Here is a 22902-nt window from a genome sequence, read left to right as displayed (position 1 = left end):
GGTTTCACCGTGCGCGCATCCGGGGAGCGTGCTGGTTCCCTGCGGACATGAAGAAGCCCCGCCGGTCCATGAGGACCAACGGGGCTGGTTCGGGCCTCAGGCGGCCTTAGGCCGCTTCTGCGTACTCCTCTTGCTCGGCAGGCTGAGCCCATTCGATGGTGCAGCGGGATTCCCCCTTGAACCTCACGCCTTGTCCCGGTGCTTTCGTCACCTTCACACTGTCAATGGCGAGTCCGATCAAGTCCCGCTTGAGCGCGTCGCTTGCGTCATCCCACGCGTTCCGCGCGCCCCCGTTCAACAGGAAGCCAACGTCAATTGATCCGCCGGACAGTTCCTTGACGCGCTCTTCCGCTGCCGTGACCCGCTCTTCCGACTCAACCTTCGCGGGCATCCGGTACTTGGCTGAACGGCCCGCGTAGAAGCCCGCGCGGTCATCCTCATGGAACTTGTCTAGCGCCTTCTCAGCGGCCTTGAGCGCTGCGGTAGCTTCCTGTATCTCCGTGGTCTCCTTCGGGCGCGTGAGAGCCTGCCAGCGCTCCGCAACGGCGACCATGAGCGGGTCATCGAAGTCGGCGTTGCCTATGCGGGCAAGCCACCGTTCAATCACGTACGTTTCCAGCGCCTCACGCCATGCCGAAGCGGGAGCGTCGCACGCACCGCCCGAAGCGCGAAGTTGGCAGTTGTACGACTTGCCGTCAGCCACAATGGACTTGCCGCACGACGCGCACGCGAGGCGTCCAGCGAGAAGCGATTTCGCGCGTCCCGGACGGGGGGTGTTGTCGATGATCTGATGCCCGCTGAGAACACGTCGCGCACGGTCGGCCACGTCTTCCGAAACCATCGACGGCAACACGCTGGGCTCGACACACCGGACACGCTCCCCAGCATCGTTGAAATAGTGCGTCGGGGCCTTGTGCGACTTGCCGCCCGGCGAGACGGTAAGCCACCCCTCATACACGGGGTGAATGACGATCGCCCGGATACTGTCCGCCCGCCACGTCTTGCCCGTCGCGGACTTGATGCCTGCCTCGTTGAACTCCCGCGCCAATGCGCGCGACGACGTACCGCCCGCGATAGACGCGAAAATGCGGAGCACGATGGACCACGGGGAATAGTCCTTGCCCCGAACCTTCGTCAGGTTGGGCGACAGTTTCCGCGTGCCCTTGTCCGCGACAAGCCCGAACGGCGCACGGGCCAACCAACGGCCCTCATTGCGCTGACGGGCCTTCGTCCTACAGACGTTGTACGACAGACGGACGGAGTAGGCGCGTGCGTCTTCGGCACGCTGAATGATCCACTGTCGGTCGCGTTCCTGGCTGGAATCAAGGCGCTCGTAATCGAAGATGACCCGTGCCTTGCCAAGAATCGGGACGACCGCCTCAGCACCCTTGCGGCTGAACCTGTCGAGTGCATAAACCCACAGCGCCGGTACTTCGCCGTTCATCACGGCATCCATGGCGGCGTCATACTTCGGGCGCTGAACGTCCGACCACGCCGACAAGTTCTCTCGCCAGACCTTGCGGACCCCGTAGCCCTCTTCGTCGGCCCAGCGTCGGCCCCGCTCCTCCTGCGCCCGTAGCGAGAGCGCGCGCTCACCTTCCCGGACGACCTTCGACTTTCTCAGCAACAGGTCCACTTCCGGCCTGTCGTCGGTCTTGCGCTGCGTAGATGAGTTCACCCCTAGCGGGGAGCGGGACGGTTTCCTAGAAACGCTGACCTTCGTTGCCGTTGCCATGCCAGACCCTTTGTGACCAGCGGAAACGTCCCGCTACCCGGAAGGTCCCAGAGTGTTGGACCTACTCCGGTCGGCGCGCTCCAGGGCCTCGACCCGGAGCGCGTGATCTATTTCGGGACGGCCAGCAAGTCGCTCGCCCCCGGGCTGCGCATTGGCTGGATGGTGCTGCCGGAGGCGCTGGTCGAGCCGGTGACGCGGGCCAAGGGCGCGTTCGACTGGGCGGGCAGCTCACTGGACCAGCTGACGCTGGCGGAGTTCGTCGAATCGGGGGCGTACGACCGCCATGTGCGCGGCATGCGGCTGCGCTACCGGCGCCGCCGCGACCAACTGGTGGCCGCACTCGCGGAGCGGGCGCCGGACGTCCGGGTGACCGGGATCGCGGCCGGGCTGCACGCGGTGCTCGAACTGCCGCCGGGCACCGAGAACTCCGTGGTCAGGGCCGCGGCCTGGCACGGGCTTGAGGTGTACGGCCTGGGCCGGCACACCCACCCTTCGGCGACGGCTGCGGCGCGGCAGCGGGACGCGCTGGTCGTCGCGTACGGGACACCGCCGGACAGTGCGTGGACGGGGGCCCTGGACGCGCTGTGCCGGGCGCTTCCCTGAGGGAGGCAGGCGCCCGGCACGATGGGGTGGTGCGTCAGGAATCGTGGCCCGGGGTCTTTACCTCAGCGCTTCCTCCAGCGTGGCAGTCCTGGCGAGGCGGTCGCCGGAGGCGTGGACGGCGTCCAGCAGCCGCACCACGGCGGGTGAACAGGACGCGAGACACAGCCTGCGCCCCCGGCGCCGCCAGCCGAGCACGGCGTTGAGGAAGCCTGAGTCGCAGAACGTGATGCGGGTCGCGTCGATGACGAGACGGGTGTGTCCGAACGCGGCCGCGGAGGTCAGTATCGCGTGCAGGGGAGCGGCGGTGAAGCGGTCGATCTCGCCCTGGAGGGCGATCACCAGGGTGTCGCCGTGCGTGCGGCAAGCGGCCACGATCTGCGTATGTCCGCTCGGGGCGGCGTCGTCACGGGGGCCGGAAACGGTCCGGGTGAGGGTGGGCAGTATGTGGGACAGGCTCGCAGTGTTCACGCCGTCTGCAACGAGGAAACGTGGCGCGCGGGTACCGGCGCGGTTCGTTGATCACTCTCTCGGACGGGAACACACGGGGGAGCCCCGGCCGGACGGGGGGACCGACCGGGGCAGTCTGTGGGTGCAGGTATAAAAGCCTACGTAAATATGAACGGTCAATCACTCCGCCTTGTTCCCGGCCGCTGAAACTTTTTTCGACAGGGGCCGCTCGGAGGTTTAGCGGGTGGTCCCTGCCTCTGTCCCGGCGTCGCTGTCCGCGTCGGCCACCCCGTCGACCGGCGCCTCACCGAACCGTGCCAGGGTCAGCGCGCCCGCCACCGCCACCGCGAAGCCGAGCACCGCCACCCAGGCCAGGCCTTCGCGCGTACGGTCCCCGAGCCAGACCACGCCCACGACGGCGGGGCCGAGCGTCTCGCCGATCACCAGACCGGCCGTCGCGGTGGTCACCGAGCCGCGCTGGAGCGCCGACGTGAACAGCAGGAAGGCCGCACCGCCGCCGAGCAGCAGCGCGTACAGGGCGGGGTTGGCGAACAGCACCGCCGGCGCCGGGTCGTCGATCAGCCGCACCGAGACCGACACCACCCCGAAGCCGGTTCCGGCGCCGAAGCCGAGGACAAGTGAGCGGGCCGGGTCGCGGAGCCGGCCCGCCAGCGCGCCCGTGACGAGCACCGCGCACGCGACGCCCAGCAGGGCGTACGGCAGCACGGACGGGCCGTTCTCCGCGCCCTCGGGGCCCGAGGAGAGCCCCAGCATCGCCAGGCCCGCGCAGACCACCCCGACCGCGCCCCACTCGGTGCGGCTGAGCGGGATCCCCAGCACGCGGGCGGCGACCACCGCCGTGACGGCGAGGCTGCCGGCCTGCGCCGCCTCGACGGCGTAGATCGGGATGGCGAGCAGCGCGAGGATCTGGAGGACGAAGCCGATGAGGTCGAGGGCGAGCCCGGCGACGTACCGCCACTGGCGCAGTGCGCGCAGCAGCAGCGTCACATCGACGCCGCTGCCGGTGCCGGGCTGTGCGGCCCGGGCCGCGACGGCCTGGAGGACTGAGGCCGTGCCGATACAGACCGCTGAACTGAGCGCGCAAATCATCCCAAGGAGCACATAGTGACATTAGTTGGGGAGAGATCGTGCACCGGGTTCCGGCGGCGGTATTGGGCCACCTAGTCTGTCCGACGGTCTGGAAAGACGTTCGAACGACGGGGTAGGGGCCAAGACATGGCAGTAACACGGCGCAAAATGAGGTCAACCACGGTGCTGCTCGGCGGCATGGGGGTCCTCGCGGCGACCCTCACGGCCTGCGGGTCGGAGCCGGACGAGCGGTGCGTGGACCGGGTCACCCAAGAGGTCCTGCCCGACTACGAGTGCGACGACGACGACGGCAACGGCACGCACTACTACGGGGGCCGCGTCAGCAGCGGCAAGGTCATCGCCGGCAGCTTCGACAAGTCGGCGGTCGATACCGGTGGCTTCGGGTCCTCCGGCTCCAGCGGCGGCTGACGGATCGCGGAACGGATCGCAGAAACGTACCCATGAAGCGTCACACGATCGAACCGCGCCCCGGCTGGCAGCAGACCGTCGAGGAACAGGGCTGCATCTACCCCCTGACCCGCTACCCGGACGGCTCCCTGCGCCCGTACTGGGACGAGAGCGCGTACTACGAGTTCTCGCTGCCCGAGGTCGAGGCGATGGAGGAGGTCGTCGAGGAACTGCACACCATGTGCCTGGCCGCAGCCGCGCACATCGTCGAGCACGACCGCTTCGCCGACCTCGGCATCACCGACCCGCAACTCGTCTCGCGGGTCTCCGAGTCCTGGCGCAGGCGCGCCGAACTCCCCTCCCTCTACGGCCGGTTCGACCTGCGGTACGACGGCACGGGCCCGGCCAAGATGCTGGAGTACAACGCGGACACCCCCACCTCGCTGGTGGAGGCGGCCGGCCCGCAGTGGTTCTGGATGGAGGAGCGCTTCCCCGGCGCCGACCAGTGGAACTCCCTGCACGAGCGGCTCGTCGACGCATGGAAGCGGCAGGCCCCGCTACTGCCGCCGGGACCGCTGTACTTCGTCCACTCCGACGGCGACGAGCTGGGCGAGGACCTGATGACGGTCGCGTATCTGCGCGAGACCGCCCAGCAGGCCGGGATCACCACCGAGGCGCTGTCCGTCGAACGCATCGGCTGGGACCGGCTGTCGCGCCGCTTCGTCGACGAGAAGCTGCGCTTCATCCGCAGCTGCTTCAAGCTCTACCCGTGGGAATGGCTGACGACCGACCGCTTCGGACCGCACGTCCTGAGCACCCTCGACAACGGCGGCGGCACCGGCACCACCTGCTGGATCGAGCCGGCCTGGAAGATGCTGCTCTCCAACAAGGCGCTCCTGGCCATCCTGTGGGAGCTCTACCCCGGCCACCCGAACCTGCTCGCCGCCTATCTCGACGGCCCGCGCGAGCTGGCCGCGGCCGACGGCCCCGGGTACGTCGCCAAGCCGCTGCTGGGCCGCGAGGGCGCGGGCGTCACGATCCACCAGGCGGGCTCGGCGCTGGTCGCCCGCGCGGTGACCGACGCACCCGTCTGCTACCAGGAGTTGGCCCCGCTGCCCGACTTCGACGGCAACCGCGTGGTGCTCGGTGCGTGGGTCGTCGAGAACGAGGCGGCGGGGCTCGGCATCCGGGAGTCGGCGGGCCTGATCACGGACGAGTACGCCCGCTTCCTCCCGCACGTGATCCTCTAGCGGACACCCCTTAGTCGGCCAGCACCCCCTTGAGCTGGTCGAGGCCCCAGTCCAGGTCCTCCTTGCTGATCACCAGCGGCGGCGCGATCCGGATCGTCGACCCATGGGTGTCCTTGGCCAGCACACCCCGCGCCATCAGCCGCTCGGAGATCTGCCGGCCGGTGCCGTGCGACGGGGCGATATCGATGCCAGCCCACAGCCCCCGGCCGCGCACCGCCTCGACCGCGCCGCCGCCGACCAGCAGCCCCAGCTCGTGGTGAAGGTGGTCGCCGAGCTCGGTGGCGCGCTGCTGGAACTCCCCGGTGCGCAGCATCGCCACGACCTCCAGCGCCACCGCGCAGGCCAGCGGGTTCCCGCCGAAGGTCGAACCGTGCTCGCCCGGCCGGTACACGCCGAGCACCTCGGCCGACGACACCACCGCGGACACCGGCACGACCCCGCCGCCCAGCGCCTTGCCCAGCAGATACATGTCCGGTACGACGTCCTCGTGCTCGCAGGCGAAGGTCCGGCCCGTCCTGCCGAGCCCCGACTGGATCTCGTCCGCGATGAAGAGCACATTGCGCGCACGCGTCAGCTCCCGCACCCCAGCGAGATACCCGGCAGGCGGCACCAGCACCCCGGCCTCGCCCTGGATCGGCTCCAGCAGGACGGCCACGGTGTTCTCGGTCATCGCCGCGTCGAGCGCCGTCAGATCGCCGTACGGGACGATCTCGAAGCCCGGGGTGTACGGGCCGAAGTCGGCCCGCGCCTCGGCGTCCGTCGAGAAGCTGACGATGGTGGTCGTACGGCCGTGGAAGTTGCCGCCCGCCACGATGATCTTGGCCCGGCCGTCCGGCACGCCCTTGACCCGGTAGCCCCACTTGCGGGCGGTCTTCACGGCCGTCTCCACCGCTTCGGCGCCGGTGTTCATCGGCAGCACCATCTCCATGCCGCACAACTCGGCGAGCTGCGTACAGAAGTCGGCGAAGCGGTCGTGGTGGAAGGCCCTGGACGTCAGCGTCACTCTGTCCAGCTGGGCCTTGGCCGCGTCGATCAGCCGGCGGTTGCCGTGGCCGAAGTTGAGCGCGGAGTAACCGGCGAGCATGTCGAGGTAGCGGCGGCCCTCGATGTCGGTCATCCAGGCGCCCTCCGCCGAGGCGATGACGATGGGCAGGGGATGGTAGTTGTGCGCGCTGTGCGCTTCCGCGGAGGCGATGGCAGCAGTGGTGGTCGACACGGGGTCTCCGATCGTCGAAACAATCCATCCGGTGAGGGGCGAGGATGGTGCCCCTTTCTATCGTCGCTCGCGCAGACGACGAAGAAACCTGGTGGCGCGGCGCGCCCGACCGCTGTCCGATGCTGCGGTTTCCGATGCCGGGGTTTCCGATCCCGGGGTTTCCGATCCCGGGGTTCCTCGGCGCTCCGCGGTTCCCGGTCTCTCCGCGGTCAGAGATCGATGAGTCGACCGCGCGGCTCCGGCGGCCCCGACCCCCGGTGGGCCCGCCGGCGCTGGAGCAGGGCGGCCCCGGCGAGCCCCGTCAGGATCCCGGCCGCCAGCCCCGGCAGCGCCCACCACCGGCCCGTACCGCCGCCGGAGGCCGACGCGGTGGCGGCGGGCGAGGCGGACGACGGGGGCTCCGGCACGGGCGCGGGGTCCCCCGGTGCGACCGCGGCCGGCTCCGACACCCCGGGGGAGACGAAGTCCGGCGGGTGGTCCGCCTCACCCACGTAGTTGCCGGTGGCCGCCGGGTCGCCCTTCGCCCTGCCCAGGACGCCGAGCCCGGTCAGCAGGTCGTGGAGTCGCGCCGGGGCGTCGGCCAGGTGCCAGCGCTCCTTGGGGGCGGAGTCGCCGGGGGTCACCGTACTGACCCAGATCGGCCCGCCGGACTTCGGCACATGCACCCGGTCGACCCGCCATACGGACACGTCGTGCACCAGCCAGGTGACCGTGATCCTGCGCCAAGTCCCGCCCGCGTCCGCCGGTTTGTCGACGACCGCCGGACGCATCGCCACGCCGCCCGGCTCCACGCTCCCCGGCTCCCCGGCGCCCAGGTGACTCTCCAACTCCGCATAGCTGCCGTTCGACCGGTGGACCGCGTGGGCCTCGCCGCTGACGGGCGAGGTCAGCAGGACGCTGGTCGGGTCGGCCGCCACCGCGGGTGGTGCGTACAGCAGCGCCGTCGCGAGCGCGGTCCCGCAGGCGACGGCCAGTCGTCGTAACGGTCGCATTTTCTCCCCATCCGACGCCCGCGCGGCCTGCCCGCACGGCGGTGCCCCCGTTGGTACACCGTCCGGGCCGCGCAGGTTCGCCGTATCGCGCTCAATTGCCGGAAACCGCCCCCGCCGACCGCTCGGTGCCATTCCGCGGACCGGGCCTGCTGTGATTCTCGTCTCATTCGTGCCCGACCGCGGCGGGCACCGAGAACAGAGCTGGGTTCCGCACCTGAGAGAATGAGGTCATGGCCTCTGATCGTCCGCGTGTGCTCTCCGGCATCCAGCCCACCGCAGGTTCGTTCCACCTCGGCAACTACCTGGGCGCCGTGCGCCAGTGGGTGGCGTTGCAGGAAACCCACGACGCCTTCTACATGGTGGTCGACCTGCACGCGATCACCGTTCCGCAGGACCCCGCCGAGCTGCGCGCCAACACCAGGCTCGCGGTCGCCCAGCTGCTGGCCGCCGGCCTCGACCCGGACCGCTGCACGCTCTTCGTCCAGAGCCAGGTCCCCGAGCACGCCCAGCTCGGCTGGGTGATGAACTGCATCGCCGGTTTCGGTGAGGCCTCGCGCATGACCCAGTTCAAGGACAAGGCCGCCAAGCAGGGCAGCGACCGCGCCACCGTCGGCCTGTTCACGTACCCGATCCTCCAGGTCGCGGACATCCTGCTCTACCAGGCCGATCAGGTCCCGGTCGGCGAGGACCAGCGCCAGCACATCGAGCTGACCCGGGACCTCGCCGAGCGCTTCAACGGCCGCTTCGGCGAGACTTTCACCGTGCCGGCGCCGTACATCCTCAAGGAGACCGGGAAGATCTTCGATCTTCAGGACCCGACCGCGAAGATGAGCAAGTCGGCGTCCAGCCCCAAGGGCCTGATCAATCTGCTCGACGAGCCCAAGGTCACCGCGAAGAAGATCAAGAGCGCGGTCACGGACACCGACACGGTGATCCGCTACGACCCCGTGGACAAGCCTGGCGTCAGCAATCTGCTCTCCATCTACGCCACGCTCACCGGCGCCACCGTCGCCGAACTGGAGAAGAGCTACGAGGGCAAGATGTACGGCGCGCTCAAGACGGACCTCGCCGATGCGATGGTGGAATTCGTCACGCCCTTCAGGGCCCGCACCCAGGAATATCTGGACGACCCGGAGACGCTGGACTCGATCCTGGCCAAGGGGGCCGAGAAGGCCCGCGCGGTCGCCGCGGAGACCCTCGCCCAGGCGTACGACAAGGTCGGCCTCCTGCCCGCGAAGCACTGATGTTTCGGCCCGGTCCACCGGCCGGGCGGAGGGCCCGGGTCGATGGACTCTGGCCACAAGGGCGACGCGCCCGCCACACTGCACACTGGCAGCAAGACACCGGATGACCGGATGACGGAGGAGAACGACGTGGGGACCGTAACGCTCGGCGTTTCGATCGCGGTCCCGGAGCCGTACGGCAGCCTGCTCCAGGAGCGGCGCGCGAGCTTCGGGGATCCGGCGGCCCTCGGCATCCCCACCCACGTCACCCTGCTGCCGCCCACCGAGGTGGACGCCTCGGTGCTGCCCGCGGTCGGGACGCATCTCGCGGCGGTCGCCGCCGCGAGCCGGTCCTTCCCGATGCGACTGTCCGGCACCGGTACGTTCCGTCCGCTCTCGCCCGTTGTCTTCGTGCAGGTCGTCGAGGGCGCCGCGGCCTGCTCCTGGCTTCAGAAGCGGGTCAGGGACGCGTCGAGCCCGCTCCAGCGCGAGCTGCACTTCCCGTACCACCCGCATGTCACCGTCGCCCACGACATCTCCGAAGAGGGGATGGACCGGGCGTACGAAGAGCTCTCGGAGTACGGCGCCCAGTGGTCCTGCTCCGGCTTCGCGCTGTACGAACAGGGCGCGGACGGGGTGTGGCGCAAGCTCTGCGACTACGCCTTCGGGGGCGGCACGGTGCCCGGCGGTGTGCCCGCGCAGAATTCCCCGGTCGACGAGCCCACCACGCCCCGGCGGCCCAACCCCGGGCTCGACGTCAGGGTGCCCTGACCAATTTCGTCCGGTGTACGGCCGCCCCACGGCCCGGCGTCCCTCAGACCGGCAGGCGCCGGAACAGCGGGCGCGGTACGTGGCGCAGGGCCGACATGACCACCCGCAGGGTCCCCGGCACCCACACGGTCTCCGAGCGGCGCCGCAGGCCCGTCTCAATGGCCAGTGCCACCGCCTCGGGCGTCGTCGCCAGCGGTGTCTCCGTCAGCCCCTCGGTCATCTTCGTCCGTACGAACCCGGGGCGCACGACCATGACATGCACGCCGGTGCCGTGCAGCGCGTCCCCGAGGCCCTGGGCGAAGGCGTCGAGACCGGCCTTGCTCGACCCGTAGATGAAGTTGGCGCGGCGGGCCCGCTCGCCGGCGACCGAGGACAGCACGACCAGGGAGCCGTGGCCCTGCCCCTGGAGGGCGTTGGCGCACACCAGGCCCGCGGAGACGGCCCCCGTGTAGTTCGTCTGCGCGACCCGGACGGCGGCCAGCGGCTCGGCCTCGTCGTTCGCCTGGTCGCCGAGGACGCCGAAGGCCATCAGCACCATGTCGATGTCCCCCTCGGTGAAGACCTTGCCGAGGGACTCCTCGTGCGACGCGGAGTCGAGCGCGTCGAAGGCGACGGTGCGTACGTCCGCGCCCAGTGCCCGCAGTCCGGCCGCCGCCGACTCCAGCGCGGGGGAGGGGCGCCCGGCCAGCCAGACCGTGCGGGTGCGGCGGGCCACCAGGCGGCGGGCGGTGGCCAGGCCGATCTCGGACGTGCCGCCGAGGACGAGCAGGGACTGCGGGGCGCCGAAGGCGTCCTTCATGAGGAATCTCCTGAAACTCGGTCTGGTCGGTCTGGTCGGTCTGTTCGGTCAGAGGGAGAGGCGGCGTGACAGGTCCGACGTGAAGACCGAACGGGGGTCCAACTCGGCGCGCAGCGCACGGAATTCGGGCAGTCGCGGATACATCCGGGCCAGCATTTCGGGGCGCAGCCGTGAGTCCTTGGCCAGATACACACGGCCACCGGCGCCCGCGACCTCCTCGTCAAGATCGTCGAGGAACGCCCCGAGCCCCGGCATGTTCGCGGGGATGTCCAGCGCCAGCGTCCAGCCGGGCAGCGGGAAGGAAAGCCAGCCGGGGTCGCCGTCCCCGAACCGCTTGAGGACGGCGAGGAACGACGGGCACCGGCGCCCCGAGATGCGCCCCACGATCCGGCGCAGGGTCTCCTCCTGCCCGTACCCGACGACGAACTGGTACTGGACGAACCCGCCGCGCCCGTAGATCCGGTTCCAGTGCGGCACCCCGTCCAGCGGGTGGAAGAACGTCGACATCTTCTGGAGTTCGCCGACGCGCGAACGGGGCGCCCTGCGGTACCAGAGCTCGTTGAACAGGCCCACCGAGGACCGGCCCAGCAGACCCTCGGGTACGAAGGAGGGCGCGGCCGGGAGCCTGCCGGGGCGGAACGCGAGCGGAGCGCGGCGGGCGCGCGCCGGGAGCGCGTCCAGCGGCGCGTGCTCCCCCCGGGTCAGGACCGAGCGCCCCATGGCCGCGCCGCGCGCGAGCAGGTCGATCCAGGCGACCGAGTAGCGGTACTGGCCGTCGGTGGCGGTGAGCCTGGCCATCAGGTCGTCCAGATCGGTGGCCCGTTCGGTGTCCACCGACATCAAGGAGGTCTCGACGGGCAGCAGTTGGACCGTGGCGGCGAGGATCACGCCCGTCAGTCCCATCGCGCCCGCCGTCGCGTCGAAGAGCGGCGTGCCGGCCGGGACCGTGCGTACCTCGCCGTCCGCGGTGAGCAGCTCGAAGGAGAGGACGTGGCGGGAGAAGGAGCCCGAGCCGTGGTGGTTCTTGCCGTGGATGTCCGCGCCGATCGCGCCGCCCACGGTCACATAGCGGGTGCCGGGCGTCACCGGCACGAACCAGCCGAGCGGCAGCAGCACCTCCATCAGCCGGTGCAGACTCACGCCCGCGTCGCACACCACGACGCCCGTACGGGCGTCGACCGTATGGACGCGGTTCAGGGCGGTCATGTCGAGGACGGATCCGCCCGCGTTCTGCGCGGCGTCGCCGTACGCGCGGCCGAGGCCGCGGGCGATGCCACCGCGTGCGCCGTGCGCCCCGCAGGCGCGGACGGCGGCTGCCGCCTCCTCGTACGAACGCGGTCGGACCAGGCGGGCGGTCGTCGGGGCGGTGCGGCCCCAACCGGTCACTGAGACGGTGTCGACAGACATGACCGTGACCGTATCGCCCATAACTGTCCTGTTTGAGCAAAGGGCCGGCCAAAGCCCGCTACGAGCCCGCTGTGCTGAGCGAAACGGGTGATTGAAGGTGTGTTGTCATTAATATCCCTGAATAGTGGGCTTTATGGACAAGAGTCGCCCCCGGCCTGCGTCCGTTCCGCCGGACCACCGCTACCGAAGAGGGGTGACAGATGCGAGACGTCGACCGCCGTCTGCTGTCGGCGATGCGGGACTGTGGAACAGACCCGCATCTGGCCGCCGCCGCACGCGGACTCTCCTGGTGCGGTGAGCACGGAGCCGTCTGGATCGCCGCCGGTCTGATGGGCGCCGCGGCCGACTGGGAGCGTCGCGACGCCTGGCTGCGCGGTACGGCGCTCATCGGCGCCGCGCACCTGGCGAGCATGGCCGTCAAGCTGGCCGTACGCCGCCCACGCCCCCAACTCCCCTTCCGGGAGCCCCTGGTGCGTACCGCGGGCCTGCACTCCTTCCCCAGCTCGCACGCGACGTCGGCGGCCGCAGCCGCGGTGGCTTTCGGCGCGCTGACCCCGCTGGGCAGGCACATCGTGCCGCCGCTGGCCGCCGCGATGTGCGTGTCCCGGCTGGTCGTCGGGGTCCACTACCCGACGGACGTGGTCGCGGGCGCAGTGCTCGGCGGGGTGATGGCCGGACTCGGGGCCGCATGGATGACAGGACCGGCAGGACCGGCAGGACCGACAAGGCCACCGGCCATCGTCGACGGGGGAGCCGCCCATGTCTGAGCGCACCACCACAGCAGCCACGACAGCATCCACGACAGGGGCCGCACCGGGGGCCGCATCGAGGGCCGCACCGGGGGTGACCACAGCAGCCGCCGCGCTCATCGAGCGGCCCGCACGCGCCTCACCGCCGTCCGGGCCCGGACACCGCCCGCTCGGCCTGCCCGCCGGGCTGCTGCGCACCGCGCGGCCCCGCCAGTGGGTCAAGAACGTCCTCGTAGTGGCCGCGCCCGCAGCCGCCGGCGAGCTGGCATCCCGGCACGCCCTCACCCAACTGATCCTGGTCTTCCTGCTGTTCACGGCAGCCGCGTCCGCCGTCTACCTGATCAACGACGCGCGCGACGCCGAGGCCGATCGCGCGCACCCCGTCAAGTGCCGCCGCCCCGTCGCCACCGGCCAGGTGCCGGTGTCCGTCGCGTACGGCGTCGGCGGGCTGCTCGCCATCCTGGTCCCCGTCGCCGCCGCGCTGCTGTGCAACCCGATGACGGCCGTACTGCTCGCGGCGTACGTCCTGATGCAACTCGCCTACTGCGTCTCGCTCAAGCACGTACTCGTCGTCGACCTGGTCGTCGTCACCACCGGTTTCCTGATGCGCGCGATGATCGGCGGGGTGGCGCTGTCCATCCCGCTCTCCCGCTGGTTCCTGATCACCGCCGGGTTCGGCGCGCTCTTCATGGTGTCCGCCAAGCGCTACTCGGAAGCCGTGCAGATGGCGGACAAGGGCGGCGCGACGCGGGCGCTGCTCAGCGAATACACCACCGGCTACCTGCGCTTCGTATGGCAGCTGGCGGCCGGAGTCGCCGTACTCGGGTACTGCCTGTGGGCGCTGGAGAGCGGCGGCACGGCCAACGGCAGCCTGCTGCCCTGGCGTCAGCTGTCGATGATCGCCTTCATCCTCGCCGTACTGCGCTACGCCGTCTTCGCCGACCGGGGCACGGCAGGAGCCCCCGAGGACGTGGTCCTGCGGGACAGGGCGCTGGCCGTGATCGGGCTCGTATGGGTGGCGATGTACGCGCTGGCGGTCGCGGACCTGTGAGTCCCCCCATCGCCACTCTGCGGGCGAGCACCACTCTGCGGGCGAGCAGACGGGAGATCAGCGCCTTCGCCGCCGTCGGACTGTGCGCGTACGCCGCCGACCTGGCGCTCTTTGTCTGGCTGCGCGGGCCACTGGGCTGGGACCCGCTCGGCGCGAAGGCCGTGGCGTTCCTGGCCGGCTGCACGGTCGCGTACGCGGGCAACGCGGTCGGCACCTACCGGGGGAGGGCCGCACAGGTCTCCCGGCTCCGGCAGTACGGGCTCTTCTTCGCCGTCAATGCCGCGGGCGCACTCGTGCAGTTGCTGTGCATCGCCGTCTCGCACTACGGCCTCGGCCTCACCTCGCCGCGGGCCGACACACTCTCCGGAGCGGTCGTCGGCATGGGGCTCGCCACCTGCCTGCGTTTCTGGGGTACACGGACGCTGGTTTTCCGTTCCGAGGGTAAAGGGTCGTCATGGACTGGCTGAAGAAACTGCCTGTCATCGGTCCGCTCGTGACGCGGCTGATGACCACACACGCGTGGCGTACGTACGAGACACTCGACCGGGTGCACTGGTCCCGGCTGGCCGCCGCGATCACGTTCATCAGTTTCCTGGCGCTCTTCCCGCTGATCACCGTGGCCGCCGCGATCGGCGCCGCGCTGCTCTCCGACGATCAGCTCAAGAGCCTTGAGGACAAGATGTCCGACCAGGTGCCCGGCATCGCCGACCAGCTCGACCTCGGCTCCCTGGTGGACAACGCGGGCGCCGTCGGCCTGGTCGCGGGCGCCCTGCTCCTGTTCACCGGCATCGGCTGGGTCGGCTCGATGCGCGAATGCCTGCGGGCCGTGTGGGAGCTGGACGACGAGGACGAGGGCAACCCGTTCCTGCTCAAGCTCAAGGACGGCGGGGTGCTGCTCGGCCTCGGCGCCGTCGGGCTCGCCTCGCTGGCCGCCTCCTCCATCGGGTCGACCGCCGTCGGCTGGACCGCCGAGCGCATCGGCATCTCGGAGAGCGGCGCGGGCGGTGTGCTGCTGCAGGTCGTCGCGATCGCCCTCGCGGTCGCCGCGGACTTCGCCCTGCTGCTCTACATCCTGACCCTGCTGCCCGGCGTACACCCGGCCAAGCACCGGCTGATCACCGCCGGGCTCATCGGCGCGGTCGGCTTCGAGCTGCTCAAGCTGCTGCTCGGCGGCTATATGAAGGGCGTAGCGGCGAAGAGCATGTACGGCGCCTTCGGGGTACCGATCGCACTCCTGCTGTGGATCAGCTTCACCGCGAAGCTGCTGCTGCTCTGCGCCGCCTGGACGGCGACACGGCGCAACAACGAACGCAACAACGAACGCGACGCCGACGCCCCGGAGACGGCCGGAGCCGACACCGGGGCGGAGGCCGTCAACGGCGGCGGCGGCCCAGGGAAGGCAGCGGCCAGCGCCGGTTGATCAGGAACACCCCACCGGCGAGCAGCACCAGCGCGCCGCCCGAGATGGCGAGCGCGATACCGACCCCGCTGGAGCCGCCGTCCGTCGCGGCGAGCTCGGTGGGGCTCTTGTGGCTGGCGGAGTCCTGGCCGGCCGGCGGGGCGCCCTTGGTGCTGCCGGTCTTCGCCGACTTGGGCGCGACCAGCTCACCGACCGGGGTCACCTTTCCCGCCGCCGCGAAGCCCCAGTCGAGGAGACGCGCGCTCTCCTTGTAGACGGCGTGGCTCTCGTTCGCCGACGGATTCATGACGGTGACGAGCAGCACCCGCTCGCCGCGCTGCGCGACCCCGGTGAAGGTCGTCCCCGCGTGTGTGGTGCTGCCGTTCTTCACGCCCGCGATGCCCTTGTACGGCTCAATGCCCGCATCGCCCGTCAGCAGGCGGTTGGTGTTCTGGATCCCGAAGCTCCCGCGCTTCTTGCCCTTCTTCTTCTCACCCGGGAACTGCGCGCTCGCCGTTGACGCGTACTCGCGGAAGTCCTTCTTCTGCATCCCGCTGCGGGCGATGAGCGTCAGGTCGTACGCGCTGCTGACCTGGTTCTTGGCGTCGTAACCGTCGGGCGACACCACATTGGTGTCCAGCGCCTGCAACTCCTCGGCGTGCTTCTGCATGTCCCGAACGGTCTTGGGCACCCCGTCGTTCATCGCGGACAGCACATGCACGGCGTCATTGCCCGAGCGCAGGAACACCCCGAGCCACAGGTCGTGGACCGTGTAGCTCTGGTCCTCCTTGATGCCGACCAGGCTGCTGCCCTCGCCCATGCCCACGAGGTCGGAGTCCTTGACCTTGCGGACCTGCGTCTTGGGCAGCCGGGGCAGCACGGTGTCCGCGAAGAGCATCTTCATGGTGGAGGCGGGCGGCAGCCGCCAGTGAGCGTTGTTCGCAGCGAGTACGTCGCCCGTCTGGGCATCCGCGACGATCCACGAACGGCCGCTCAGCTCCTTGGGCAGGACCGGGGCGCCCGCTCCCAGCTTCACCTGCACCCCCGGGCTGCCCAGCTGAGTGCCGCCGACCGTGGACATCGCGGACGGCGGTTTCGGGTGCTTCTTGGCGCCGGGCCTGTCGTCGCCGGGGGCCGCGTGCGCGGGTGCGGCGAAGAGAGCGGGAAGCAGCGCGGCGGAGAGGACCGTCAGAGCGGTCTTTTTAACGGCAGACACGCACGAGAACGTACATGGCTCGACCATGGAACCCGTCATGGCGGGGGAGACCCGCCGGGCGTGCCGCCGGGACAGCCCACCCCGGACAAGCCCACCCCGGACAAGCAGGCCTGGCGACAGTGGCGATACTGAGCCCATGAAGCTCAGCCGCCCCGTCTCCTGGTTCCTGCTCGCCTTCGGGGTGTGGAGCTGGTTCATCTGGATCACTTTCGTCAAGAACTTGTGGAAGGACGGCAGCGGGCTCGCTTTTGACGACGCGGGTGACCCGACCACGTACTTCTGGGTACATCTGCTGCTCGCGATTACTTCCTTTCTCCTGGGGACGGTCGTTGGGGTGCTCGGGTTCCGTGGAGTGCGGTATCTGCGCCGCGAGCGCGCAAAGGGGCAGACGTGCTAGTCATCGGCATTCTTCTCGCGCTCGCGGTCGCGGCCCTGCTGGCCGGGGTGCACTGGTACGTGTGGCGGCGGCTGGTCCGCGACACGACGGCGGCAGGCGGCCGGCCGCGCCGGGTCGGCACGGCGACCCTGGTGGTGCTGCCGCTGCTGATGGTCGGCGCGATCGTCTCGGGGCGCGCGGGTGCGCCGTTCTGGTTCCAGCAGGTGGTCTCGTGGCCGGGGTACCTGTGGCTGGCCGTGCTGCTCTATCTGACGCTGGCCCTGTTGGTCGGCGAGGCGCTGCGGCCACTGCTGCGGCGGGCGCTGGCGCGGCGGGACGCGGGTGCGGGAGCCGGTACGGGGACGGGAGTTGACGCGGGTGCCGGCTCTTCGCCGGATCCGGTCCGGGCCGAGCCCGAGCCCGATGCGGCTGAGGCGGTGCCGGATACTGCGGCCGGCACCGCGGGTGCGGTGACCGGCGTTGCCCGCCGGGCGGCCACGGGCACGGGCACGGACACCGACGTACGCACTCCCGCGCTCCCGGTCACGCACACCGACGTACGCACTCCCACGCCCCCGGTCATGCCCCCGGCGCAGGGCCCCTCCCGGCGGCTCTTCGTGTCGCGGGTGGTCGGCGGGGCCGCTGCCGCCGCCGCGCTCGGCACCGTCGGCTACGGGACGTACGGCGTCCTGCGCGGTCCGCGCGTGAAGCGGGTCACCGTGCCGCTCGCCAAACTCGCGCGCGGCGCCCACGGGTTCCGCATCGCCGTCGTCAGCGACATCCACCTCGGGCCGATCCTCGGGCGCGCGCACACCCAGCGGATCGTCGACACCATCAACGCGACTCAGCCCGACCTGGTGGCCGTCGTTGGCGACCTCGTCGACGGCAGCGTCGCCGACCTGGGGTCCGCCGCCGAGCCGCTCGCCGGGCTCGCATCCCGCCACGGCACGTACTTCGTCACCGGCAACCACGAGTACTTCTCGGGCGCCGGCGAGTGGGTCGACCATGTCCGTGAGCTCGGGATGCGGCCCCTGGAGAACGACCGTGTCGAGATCGCCGGCTTCGACCTCGCCGGGGTCAACGACATCGCGGGTGAATCCGAGGGCCAGGGCCCCGACTTCGTACGGGCGCTGGGTGACCGGGACCGCAGCCGCGCTTCCGTGCTCCTCGCGCACCAGCCCGTCGTCATCCACGACGCGGTCCGCTACGACGTCGGCCTCCAGCTGTCCGGACACACCCACGGCGGCCAGCTCTGGCCGGGCCCGCTGATCGCGGCGCAGGCCAATCCGACCCTCGCGGGTCTTGAGCGGTACGGCGACACACAGCTGTACGTCACGCGCGGCGCGGGCACCTGGGGGCCTCCGGTACGGGTCGGCGCGGACTCCGACATCACAGTCGTGGAGCTCGCTTCGAAGCAGGCATGAGAGGCCCTTCCGGCGTGGCGGAGACAGCGCGTCTCACCTGCCGGAAGGGTATCTGTGCGGTGCAACTTCCCCTTCCGCATGCGAAGTTCGTGTGATTGGGTGAGCTTCGTCACGGGGTAGCCGCACGCGGATATTTCGCGCGCCGGCCAGGGGTGGGGCGACGAGGAGAGCGCGGTAGATGCGGTCGATCCGGATTCGGATTCTGGCAACGTGCGTCATAGTTCTGGCGGCCGGAGTCGGTGGCTGGCAGCTGCTGCCGTCCAGGGGCGAAGAGCCCAGGGTCATCACCGTCGGGACGACCGACGATGTGTCCGGCCTCGATCCCGCCGGGTCGTACGACGCCGGTTCCTGGTCGCTCTACAGCAACCTCTACCAGTCGCTGCTGACTTTCGAGCCGAGATCCGCCGTGCCGGTCCCGGACGCCGCGAGCGGCTGCCGCTTCCTCGGCGAGAAGCTCCGGACGTACCAGTGCGAACTGCGCTCGGGCCTGACCTTCTCCAACGGCCACGCGCTCACCGCGCAGGACGTCAAGTACTCCTTCGACCGGATGCGGACGGTCGACGTCGGGGACGCGTCCAGCCCCAAGCCCCTTTTCGAGTCGCTGGCTTCGGTCAAGGTCACCGGGAACAGGATCACCTTCAGCCTCCGTACCGGAGACGCCACCTTCCCGTTCAAGATGGCCACCGGCGCGGGTGCGATCGTCGACCGTAGCGAGTACTCGGCGAATCAACTGCGCACCGGCGACACGGTGGTGGCGTCGGGCCCGTACGTCCTCAAGAAGTACAAGGCCGGTGTCAGGGCCCGGCTGGAGCCCAACCCCTCGTACCAGGGAGCGGTGAAGAAGACCCGGACGCCCATCGAGATCCGGTACTACAAGGAGGCCGAGCAGCTCAACGCGGCGTGGAAGGCCAAGCGGATCGACGTCACGCACCGGAAGATGCCGCCTGAGGTGCTGGCGGAGCTCGGCCCGGGTGACCGCGATGTGCGCATCAGCGAGAGCGAGGGCTCCGAGATCCGCAACCTCGTCTTCAACTTGCGCGAGAGCTCGCCGATGTCCAGCCGTTCGGTACGGCAGGCGGCGGCCTGGCTGATCGACCGGAACAAGATCGCTTCCGAGGTCTACCACGGCACCGTCGAGCCGCTCTACTCGCTGATCCCGCAGGGCGTCACGGGCCACAGCACGCCGTACTTCGACGCGTACCCCAACCCCGACAGGGCGCGCGCCGGTCAGCTGCTGCGGAACGCGGGCGTCGAGACCCCGGTCGGGATCACCCTCGGCTACTCGTTGGGCGGTGCGACCAGGCCGGAGGCGGCCGAACTGCGCGAGCAGCTCCAGGCGGGCGGTCTCTTCAAGGTCAGGCTTGCGGAGAAGGCGGAGTGGCAGGACTTCCAGGAGGGTTACGCCGCCGGGGCCTTCGACGCGTTCGCGATCGGCTGGCTCCCGGACTTCCCCGACCCGGACAGCTTCAGCCAGCCGCTGGTCGGGCGCGGCAGCAGCCTCTCGAACGGGTACGAGAGCGAGCGGATCGAGGAACTGATCCTCGCCACGCAGGAGTTCAGCGACCGGGGGCGTACGGCGCGCGACTTCAAGGAACTTCAGGAGACGGTGGCGCAGGATGTGCCGCTGGTGCCGTTGTGGCAGACGAAGGATTTTGTACTGACGGACCAGGATGTCCGGGGCGGACAGTCGCTGTCCGACGGGACGGGCGTGTGGCGGCTTTGGGAGCTGGGCTGGTTGTAGGGGGAAGTGGGTGGGGTGCGGGTGTGGGTGGGTGCCGGCCCGAGGCGGCTCCGCCCGAGTTTCGGGAAGGGGCGGGTAGGGGATCAGCGCCGCAGGCAAGCCGCACCGCACCCGCCCCTACCCCTTCGCCCCGCCCCCCGGCGCAAACTCCACCAGCAGTTCATGCACCTGCCGAACCAACGGCCGCAGCACCCGGAAGCGCGACACCGAGATCGCCCGCGCGGCCAGCGGTGCGACCCGCTCCACCAGCCGGCGGCTCCGGCTGGAGTCCTCCGAGCGGTCGTACACCCAGAACAGCACGAGCCCCATCTGCATCAGCCACATCAACTGCGGCAGCTCCGCAGCCAGTTCAGGGTCCACCTTCGTCCTCGACCCGGCCAGCACTTGCTCCTGGAGCGAGATTGACGCGTCGCGCGCCGGCGCGGACTCCGCGGAGAAGGGGCTGAGCGGGCTCTCGGGATCGGCGGCGTTCTTGAAGAACTGCGCCGCGAACCGGTGGTACGGCTCCGCCACGTCCAGCCACGCCAGCAGCACCCCGCGGAGGCGCGCCGCCAGTTCGTCCTCATCGGCCAGGACCGGCAGGACCGCCGCCCGGTGCTCGCTGGTGAGCCGGTCGTAGAAGCTCTGGACCAGGTGTTCCTTGGACGCGAAGTAGTAGTAGGCGTTGCCCACGGAGACCCCCGCCTCCTGGGCGATGGCCCGCATCGTCGTCCTGTCGTACCCCTTCTCCTGGAAGAGCCGGAGCGCGGTCTCCAGAATCAGGGCGCGGGTGTGCTCGCTCTTGGGGGCCTTCGCTTCCTTCGCTTCCTTCACAAGGGCCGAGCCTAATCGTGCGGCCGTCGCCCCCGCGCTCAACCCGTCCGGCGTACCGGGCCGGTGATCGTCCGGTCCGCGATCCGGTCGTCGTCGGCCAGCAGGAACGCCTTCGAAAGGATCACCGAGAGCAGCCCACCGTCCTCCTCGAACGGCAGGAACACCGCCTCCCGGTCCGGCGTGGGGTCCGCCACGATCCGCAGCTGGGCGTCGTCCGGCTCCAGCAGGATGTTGCCCGAGCCGAGATGGATCCGGTACGTCCGCAACTCGCCCCGGACCCGCAGCCAGCGGTCCGTCAGCTCCGTGCGGTCCGCGATCCGGGTGCGCGGCAGCAACAGGGCCAGCGCCTCCCGGCGGATCCGCGCGGACTCGGTGAGCTCGCCGAACGCCCAGTCGTGCCAGTACGTGTCGTACGCCCGATCCCCGTCCTGCTCCCACTCCTGCTCCCCGTCCCCGTCCTGGTCGAGGTCCTCGCCGCCCCCCTGCGGATCCGCCCCGATCGACGCCGCCCCGATGAACAGGTCCACATCCCGCGCGGCCTCCGAGCGGGCCCGCTCCGGTACGTCGACGAGGTCGGCCCGCTCCCACGCGCCCCGCAGCCCGCGCCGCCGCTCGAAGCACAGCCGGCCGGTGGAGCAGAGCGCGGCGAGGCCGCCGTCGGACTGCTGTTGGTCGACCAGGGCGAGGGTGAACCCGGCCCGCCAGGACTCGCCGTCCGAGGGGTGCAGTTCCCCGGGGCGCGGCAGCTCGCGCAGCATCCGGGTCTCCTGGCCCTCGCTGAAGTAACCCAGCTGGGGCCCGGCCCAGCCGCGCTCCACCATCAGCGCTCTCACTCGTGGGTAGCGCAGGACGTGCGCGGCGAAGCGCTCGGAATGTGTACGGGTCTCCCACTCCGCCGGGGTGATCCGGTAGACCTCGCGGAACACCTGCGGGAACGGCTGGCGCAGCTCGCGGCCGACCAGCTCCGCCCGCCACTCGCCGGTGTCGTCGGACGACGCCCGAACCGGGTGCCACAGCCGCAGCAGCGCCCCATCGGCGACCGGCACGGCGGTGCCGTCCGGGCCGGCCAGCGCCCAGCCGCCGCCCGTGCGCTCGGGCAGCCCCGCCGTCCAGCCGGTCCCGCCGTCCCAGCTGATCTCCCAGACCAGGGCGCGGGCGAGCGACCCGGTCACCGGATGGTCGATGTAGTACGGCTCCCAGTCCGCCCGGCCCCACCGGGTGCCCGCCATCAGATGCTCCTCCAGGCGCCCGCGCTCGACGGGCAGCAGCGCGCGCAGCTGCTTCAACGCCTCGCGAATCCCGGCCAGTTCCTGCCCGTGCTCGTCGCGCACCGACTTGGGGGCCGATCTCAGGACGCGGCCCTGCGGCCCACGGAAGCCGAGTGACGCGGTGCCGGGTGCGCTGATCGACAGCGCTGCCGTGTACGCGCCGAGCGGCTCGTCCCTGATGCCCCGCGCGTCGAGCCCGAACGAGGGCACGGCGCGCTCCCTGATCATCGAAGGCGTCAGCCCGCTGCGCTCGGCGACGGCCTCCAGAGACTTGGCGATGCCCTTCACCACGGTCCTGTTGCGCACCGGGCCCTTCAGCCGCCCGAGTGCCTGCGCGGCCTGGGTGCCCTGTGCCCCGCCGAACTCCCCGAGGACCCCGACCGCGCTGGTCGCGATCCGCCCGTTGCGGCAGGTCCCGCCCGAACCACCCAGGCCCGTGGCGGCGTTGAGCGCCACGCCGCCGACCGCGGGCACCACCCACTCCGCGCCGAGGTCCGCGGCGGCCCACAGCAGCCCGCGCACCAGCGTCTCGTTGGCCTCGCTCGCGATCCCGGGCGCACGCCCCCCGCCCGTCACCGGCGAAAGCTCGGTCACCGGATGCTCCCGCTGCCCCGCCATCCCGTCGAGCAGCACCCGGACGATCTCCTCCCCGCGCTCCGCGCCCGCAAGCAGGGCAGCGGCCTCCCGGCGCCACCGCTTGGTGGCCCGCACTTTGCCCTGGGTCGCGCAGTGCGCGAGGAACGCGGCCGCGCCGGGCGAGGCGAGCAGCCCGGGGTGCGCGGCGCGCATGGCCGGACCGAAGTCGTCGTACGCGTCGAGCAGCTCCGGCGGGAGCCCCGTGCCCTCCAGGCCGTCCGTCGTCGTCCCCATCGTGACCGTCCCCTCCCCGAACCTCTGTCTTGAAGGTAGGCCCATCCACTGACAT

21 protein-coding genes and 1 pseudogene are annotated in these 22902 nt (G+C 70.7%); 12 read left to right on the top strand and 10 right to left on the bottom strand.

What is annotated here, in order from left to right; genetic code table 11:
- Positions 1-106: 106 nt before the first annotated feature.
- Complete coding sequence (locus ABCR94_RS24930; RefSeq protein WP_347122262.1) at positions 107-1735, bottom strand: recombinase family protein; 1629 nt, start codon at positions 1733-1735, stop codon at positions 107-109.
- Positions 1736-1801: 66 nt separating this feature from the next.
- Between ABCR94_RS24930 and ABCR94_RS24925 the strand changes: the two are divergent.
- Positions 1802-2338: pseudogene (locus tag ABCR94_RS24925) on the top strand (aminotransferase class I/II-fold pyridoxal phosphate-dependent enzyme); the annotation flags it as partial.
- A 57-nt stretch (positions 2339-2395) separates the two neighbouring features.
- On the opposite strand, the gene ABCR94_RS24920 reads toward ABCR94_RS24925, so the two are convergent.
- Both ABCR94_RS24920 and ABCR94_RS24915 read right to left on the bottom strand, forming a co-directional pair.
- Positions 2396-2806 carry an STAS domain-containing protein gene (locus tag ABCR94_RS24920; protein WP_347122261.1) on the bottom strand — a complete coding sequence of 137 codons (411 nt, stop codon included), beginning with the start codon at positions 2804-2806 and terminating at the stop codon, positions 2396-2398.
- Between the two features lie 216 nt (positions 2807-3022).
- Entirely contained in the window at positions 3023-3895 is an 873-nt protein-coding gene (locus tag ABCR94_RS24915; protein WP_347122504.1) for a DMT family protein, read from the bottom strand.
- 147 nt (positions 3896-4042) lie between these two features.
- Between ABCR94_RS24915 and ABCR94_RS24910 the strand changes: the two genes are divergently transcribed.
- The gene (locus tag ABCR94_RS24910; RefSeq protein ID WP_347122260.1) at positions 4043-4303 is read left to right on the top strand and encodes a hypothetical protein; all 261 of its coding nucleotides are present in this window, start codon (positions 4043-4045) and stop codon (positions 4301-4303) included.
- A 32-nt stretch (positions 4304-4335) separates the two neighbouring features.
- Entirely contained in the window at positions 4336-5532 is a 1197-nt protein-coding gene (locus ABCR94_RS24905) for a glutathionylspermidine synthase family protein (protein WP_347122259.1), read from the top strand.
- Between the two features lie 10 nt (positions 5533-5542).
- On the opposite strand, the gene rocD is transcribed toward ABCR94_RS24905, so the two are convergent.
- Positions 5543-6748 carry an ornithine--oxo-acid transaminase gene (gene rocD, locus ABCR94_RS24900; RefSeq protein WP_347122258.1) on the bottom strand — a complete coding sequence of 402 codons (1206 nt, stop codon included), beginning with the start codon at positions 6746-6748 and terminating at the stop codon, positions 5543-5545.
- Positions 6749-6957: 209 nt separating this feature from the next.
- Entirely contained in the window at positions 6958-7740 is a 783-nt protein-coding gene (locus tag ABCR94_RS24895) for a hypothetical protein (RefSeq protein ID WP_347122257.1), read from the bottom strand.
- A gap of 230 nt (positions 7741-7970) precedes the next feature.
- Between ABCR94_RS24895 and trpS the strand changes: the two genes are divergently transcribed.
- On the top strand, positions 7971-8984 hold the full coding sequence (gene trpS / locus ABCR94_RS24890) for a tryptophan--tRNA ligase (RefSeq protein WP_347122256.1): 1014 nt from the start codon (positions 7971-7973) through the stop codon (positions 8982-8984).
- A gap of 129 nt (positions 8985-9113) precedes the next feature.
- Positions 9114-9734: a 2'-5' RNA ligase family protein gene (locus ABCR94_RS24885; RefSeq protein WP_347122503.1), complete on the top strand. Its 621-nt coding sequence runs from the start codon at positions 9114-9116 to the stop codon at positions 9732-9734.
- A gap of 43 nt (positions 9735-9777) precedes the next feature.
- Here ABCR94_RS24885 and dprE2 read toward each other — a convergent pair whose 3' ends face one another.
- Together dprE2 and dprE1 are read right to left on the bottom strand one after the other, a co-directional pair.
- Positions 9778-10533, bottom strand: a complete 756-nt coding sequence (gene dprE2, locus ABCR94_RS24880) for a decaprenylphospho-beta-D-erythro-pentofuranosid-2-ulose 2-reductase (protein ID WP_347122255.1) — start codon at positions 10531-10533, stop codon at positions 9778-9780.
- Positions 10534-10581: 48 nt separating this feature from the next.
- On the bottom strand, positions 10582-11940 hold the full coding sequence (dprE1, locus tag ABCR94_RS24875) for a decaprenylphosphoryl-beta-D-ribose oxidase (protein WP_347122254.1): 1359 nt from the start codon (positions 11938-11940) through the stop codon (positions 10582-10584).
- A 200-nt stretch (positions 11941-12140) separates the two neighbouring features.
- Here dprE1 and ABCR94_RS24870 point away from each other — a divergent pair, with 200 nt between their 5' ends.
- The 4 genes from ABCR94_RS24870 to ABCR94_RS24855 are packed head-to-tail and all read left to right on the top strand — an operon-like array spanning position 12141 to position 15160.
- A complete protein-coding gene (locus tag ABCR94_RS24870) occupies positions 12141-12707 on the top strand; it encodes a phosphatase PAP2 family protein (protein ID WP_347122253.1) in 567 nt (188 codons plus the stop codon).
- Positions 12700-13740 carry a decaprenyl-phosphate phosphoribosyltransferase gene (locus ABCR94_RS24865; RefSeq protein WP_521977735.1) on the top strand — a complete coding sequence of 347 codons (1041 nt, stop codon included), beginning with the start codon at positions 12700-12702 and terminating at the stop codon, positions 13738-13740. The genes ABCR94_RS24870 and ABCR94_RS24865 overlap by 8 nt, the downstream gene beginning before the upstream one ends.
- On the top strand, positions 13737-14207 hold the full coding sequence (locus ABCR94_RS24860) for a GtrA family protein (protein ID WP_347122252.1): 471 nt from the start codon (positions 13737-13739) through the stop codon (positions 14205-14207). Before ABCR94_RS24865 ends, ABCR94_RS24860 begins: the two co-directional genes overlap by 4 nt.
- Positions 14195-15160 (top strand): YihY/virulence factor BrkB family protein, encoded by a 966-nt coding sequence (locus ABCR94_RS24855; protein WP_347122251.1) that lies wholly within the window; start codon positions 14195-14197, stop codon positions 15158-15160. Before ABCR94_RS24860 ends, ABCR94_RS24855 begins: the two co-directional genes overlap by 13 nt.
- On the opposite strand, the gene ABCR94_RS24850 is transcribed toward ABCR94_RS24855, so the two are convergent.
- Entirely contained in the window at positions 15114-16493 is a 1380-nt protein-coding gene (locus ABCR94_RS24850) for a D-alanyl-D-alanine carboxypeptidase family protein (RefSeq protein WP_521977732.1), read from the bottom strand. The genes ABCR94_RS24855 and ABCR94_RS24850 overlap by 47 nt on opposite strands.
- On the opposite strand from ABCR94_RS24850, the gene ABCR94_RS24845 reads away from it, so the two are divergent.
- The 3 genes from ABCR94_RS24845 to ABCR94_RS24835 all read left to right on the top strand — a co-directional run bounded on the left by ABCR94_RS24845 (position 16381) and on the right by ABCR94_RS24835 (position 19896).
- Entirely contained in the window at positions 16381-16752 is a 372-nt protein-coding gene (locus ABCR94_RS24845) for an SCO4848 family membrane protein (RefSeq protein WP_521977849.1), read from the top strand. The genes ABCR94_RS24850 and ABCR94_RS24845 overlap by 113 nt on opposite strands.
- Positions 16746-18155, top strand: a complete 1410-nt coding sequence (locus ABCR94_RS24840; protein ID WP_347122248.1) for a metallophosphoesterase — start codon at positions 16746-16748, stop codon at positions 18153-18155. The genes ABCR94_RS24845 and ABCR94_RS24840 overlap by 7 nt, the downstream gene beginning before the upstream one ends.
- 178 nt (positions 18156-18333) lie before the next feature.
- On the top strand, positions 18334-19896 hold the full coding sequence (locus tag ABCR94_RS24835; RefSeq protein WP_347122247.1) for an ABC transporter substrate-binding protein: 1563 nt from the start codon (positions 18334-18336) through the stop codon (positions 19894-19896).
- 117 nt (positions 19897-20013) lie between these two features.
- Here the strand turns inward: ABCR94_RS24835 and ABCR94_RS24830 are convergent, their stop codons facing one another.
- Both ABCR94_RS24830 and ABCR94_RS24825 read right to left on the bottom strand, forming a co-directional pair.
- Positions 20014-20751 (bottom strand): TetR/AcrR family transcriptional regulator, encoded by a 738-nt coding sequence (locus ABCR94_RS24830; protein WP_521977729.1) that lies wholly within the window; start codon positions 20749-20751, stop codon positions 20014-20016.
- The gene (locus ABCR94_RS24825) at positions 20748-22847 is read right to left on the bottom strand and encodes a DUF4132 domain-containing protein (protein WP_347122245.1); all 2100 of its coding nucleotides are present in this window, start codon (positions 22845-22847) and stop codon (positions 20748-20750) included. Before ABCR94_RS24825 ends, ABCR94_RS24830 begins: the two co-directional genes overlap by 4 nt.
- Positions 22848-22902: the final 55 nt, after the last annotated feature.

Source organism: Streptomyces changchenzhani, from assembly GCF_039766235.1.
In the GTDB taxonomy this organism is placed as follows: Bacteria; Actinomycetota; Actinomycetes; order Streptomycetales; family Streptomycetaceae; genus Streptomyces.
Note: the sequence above shows the minus strand (reverse complement) of the source record. Positions and strands in the feature narration are given on the sequence as shown.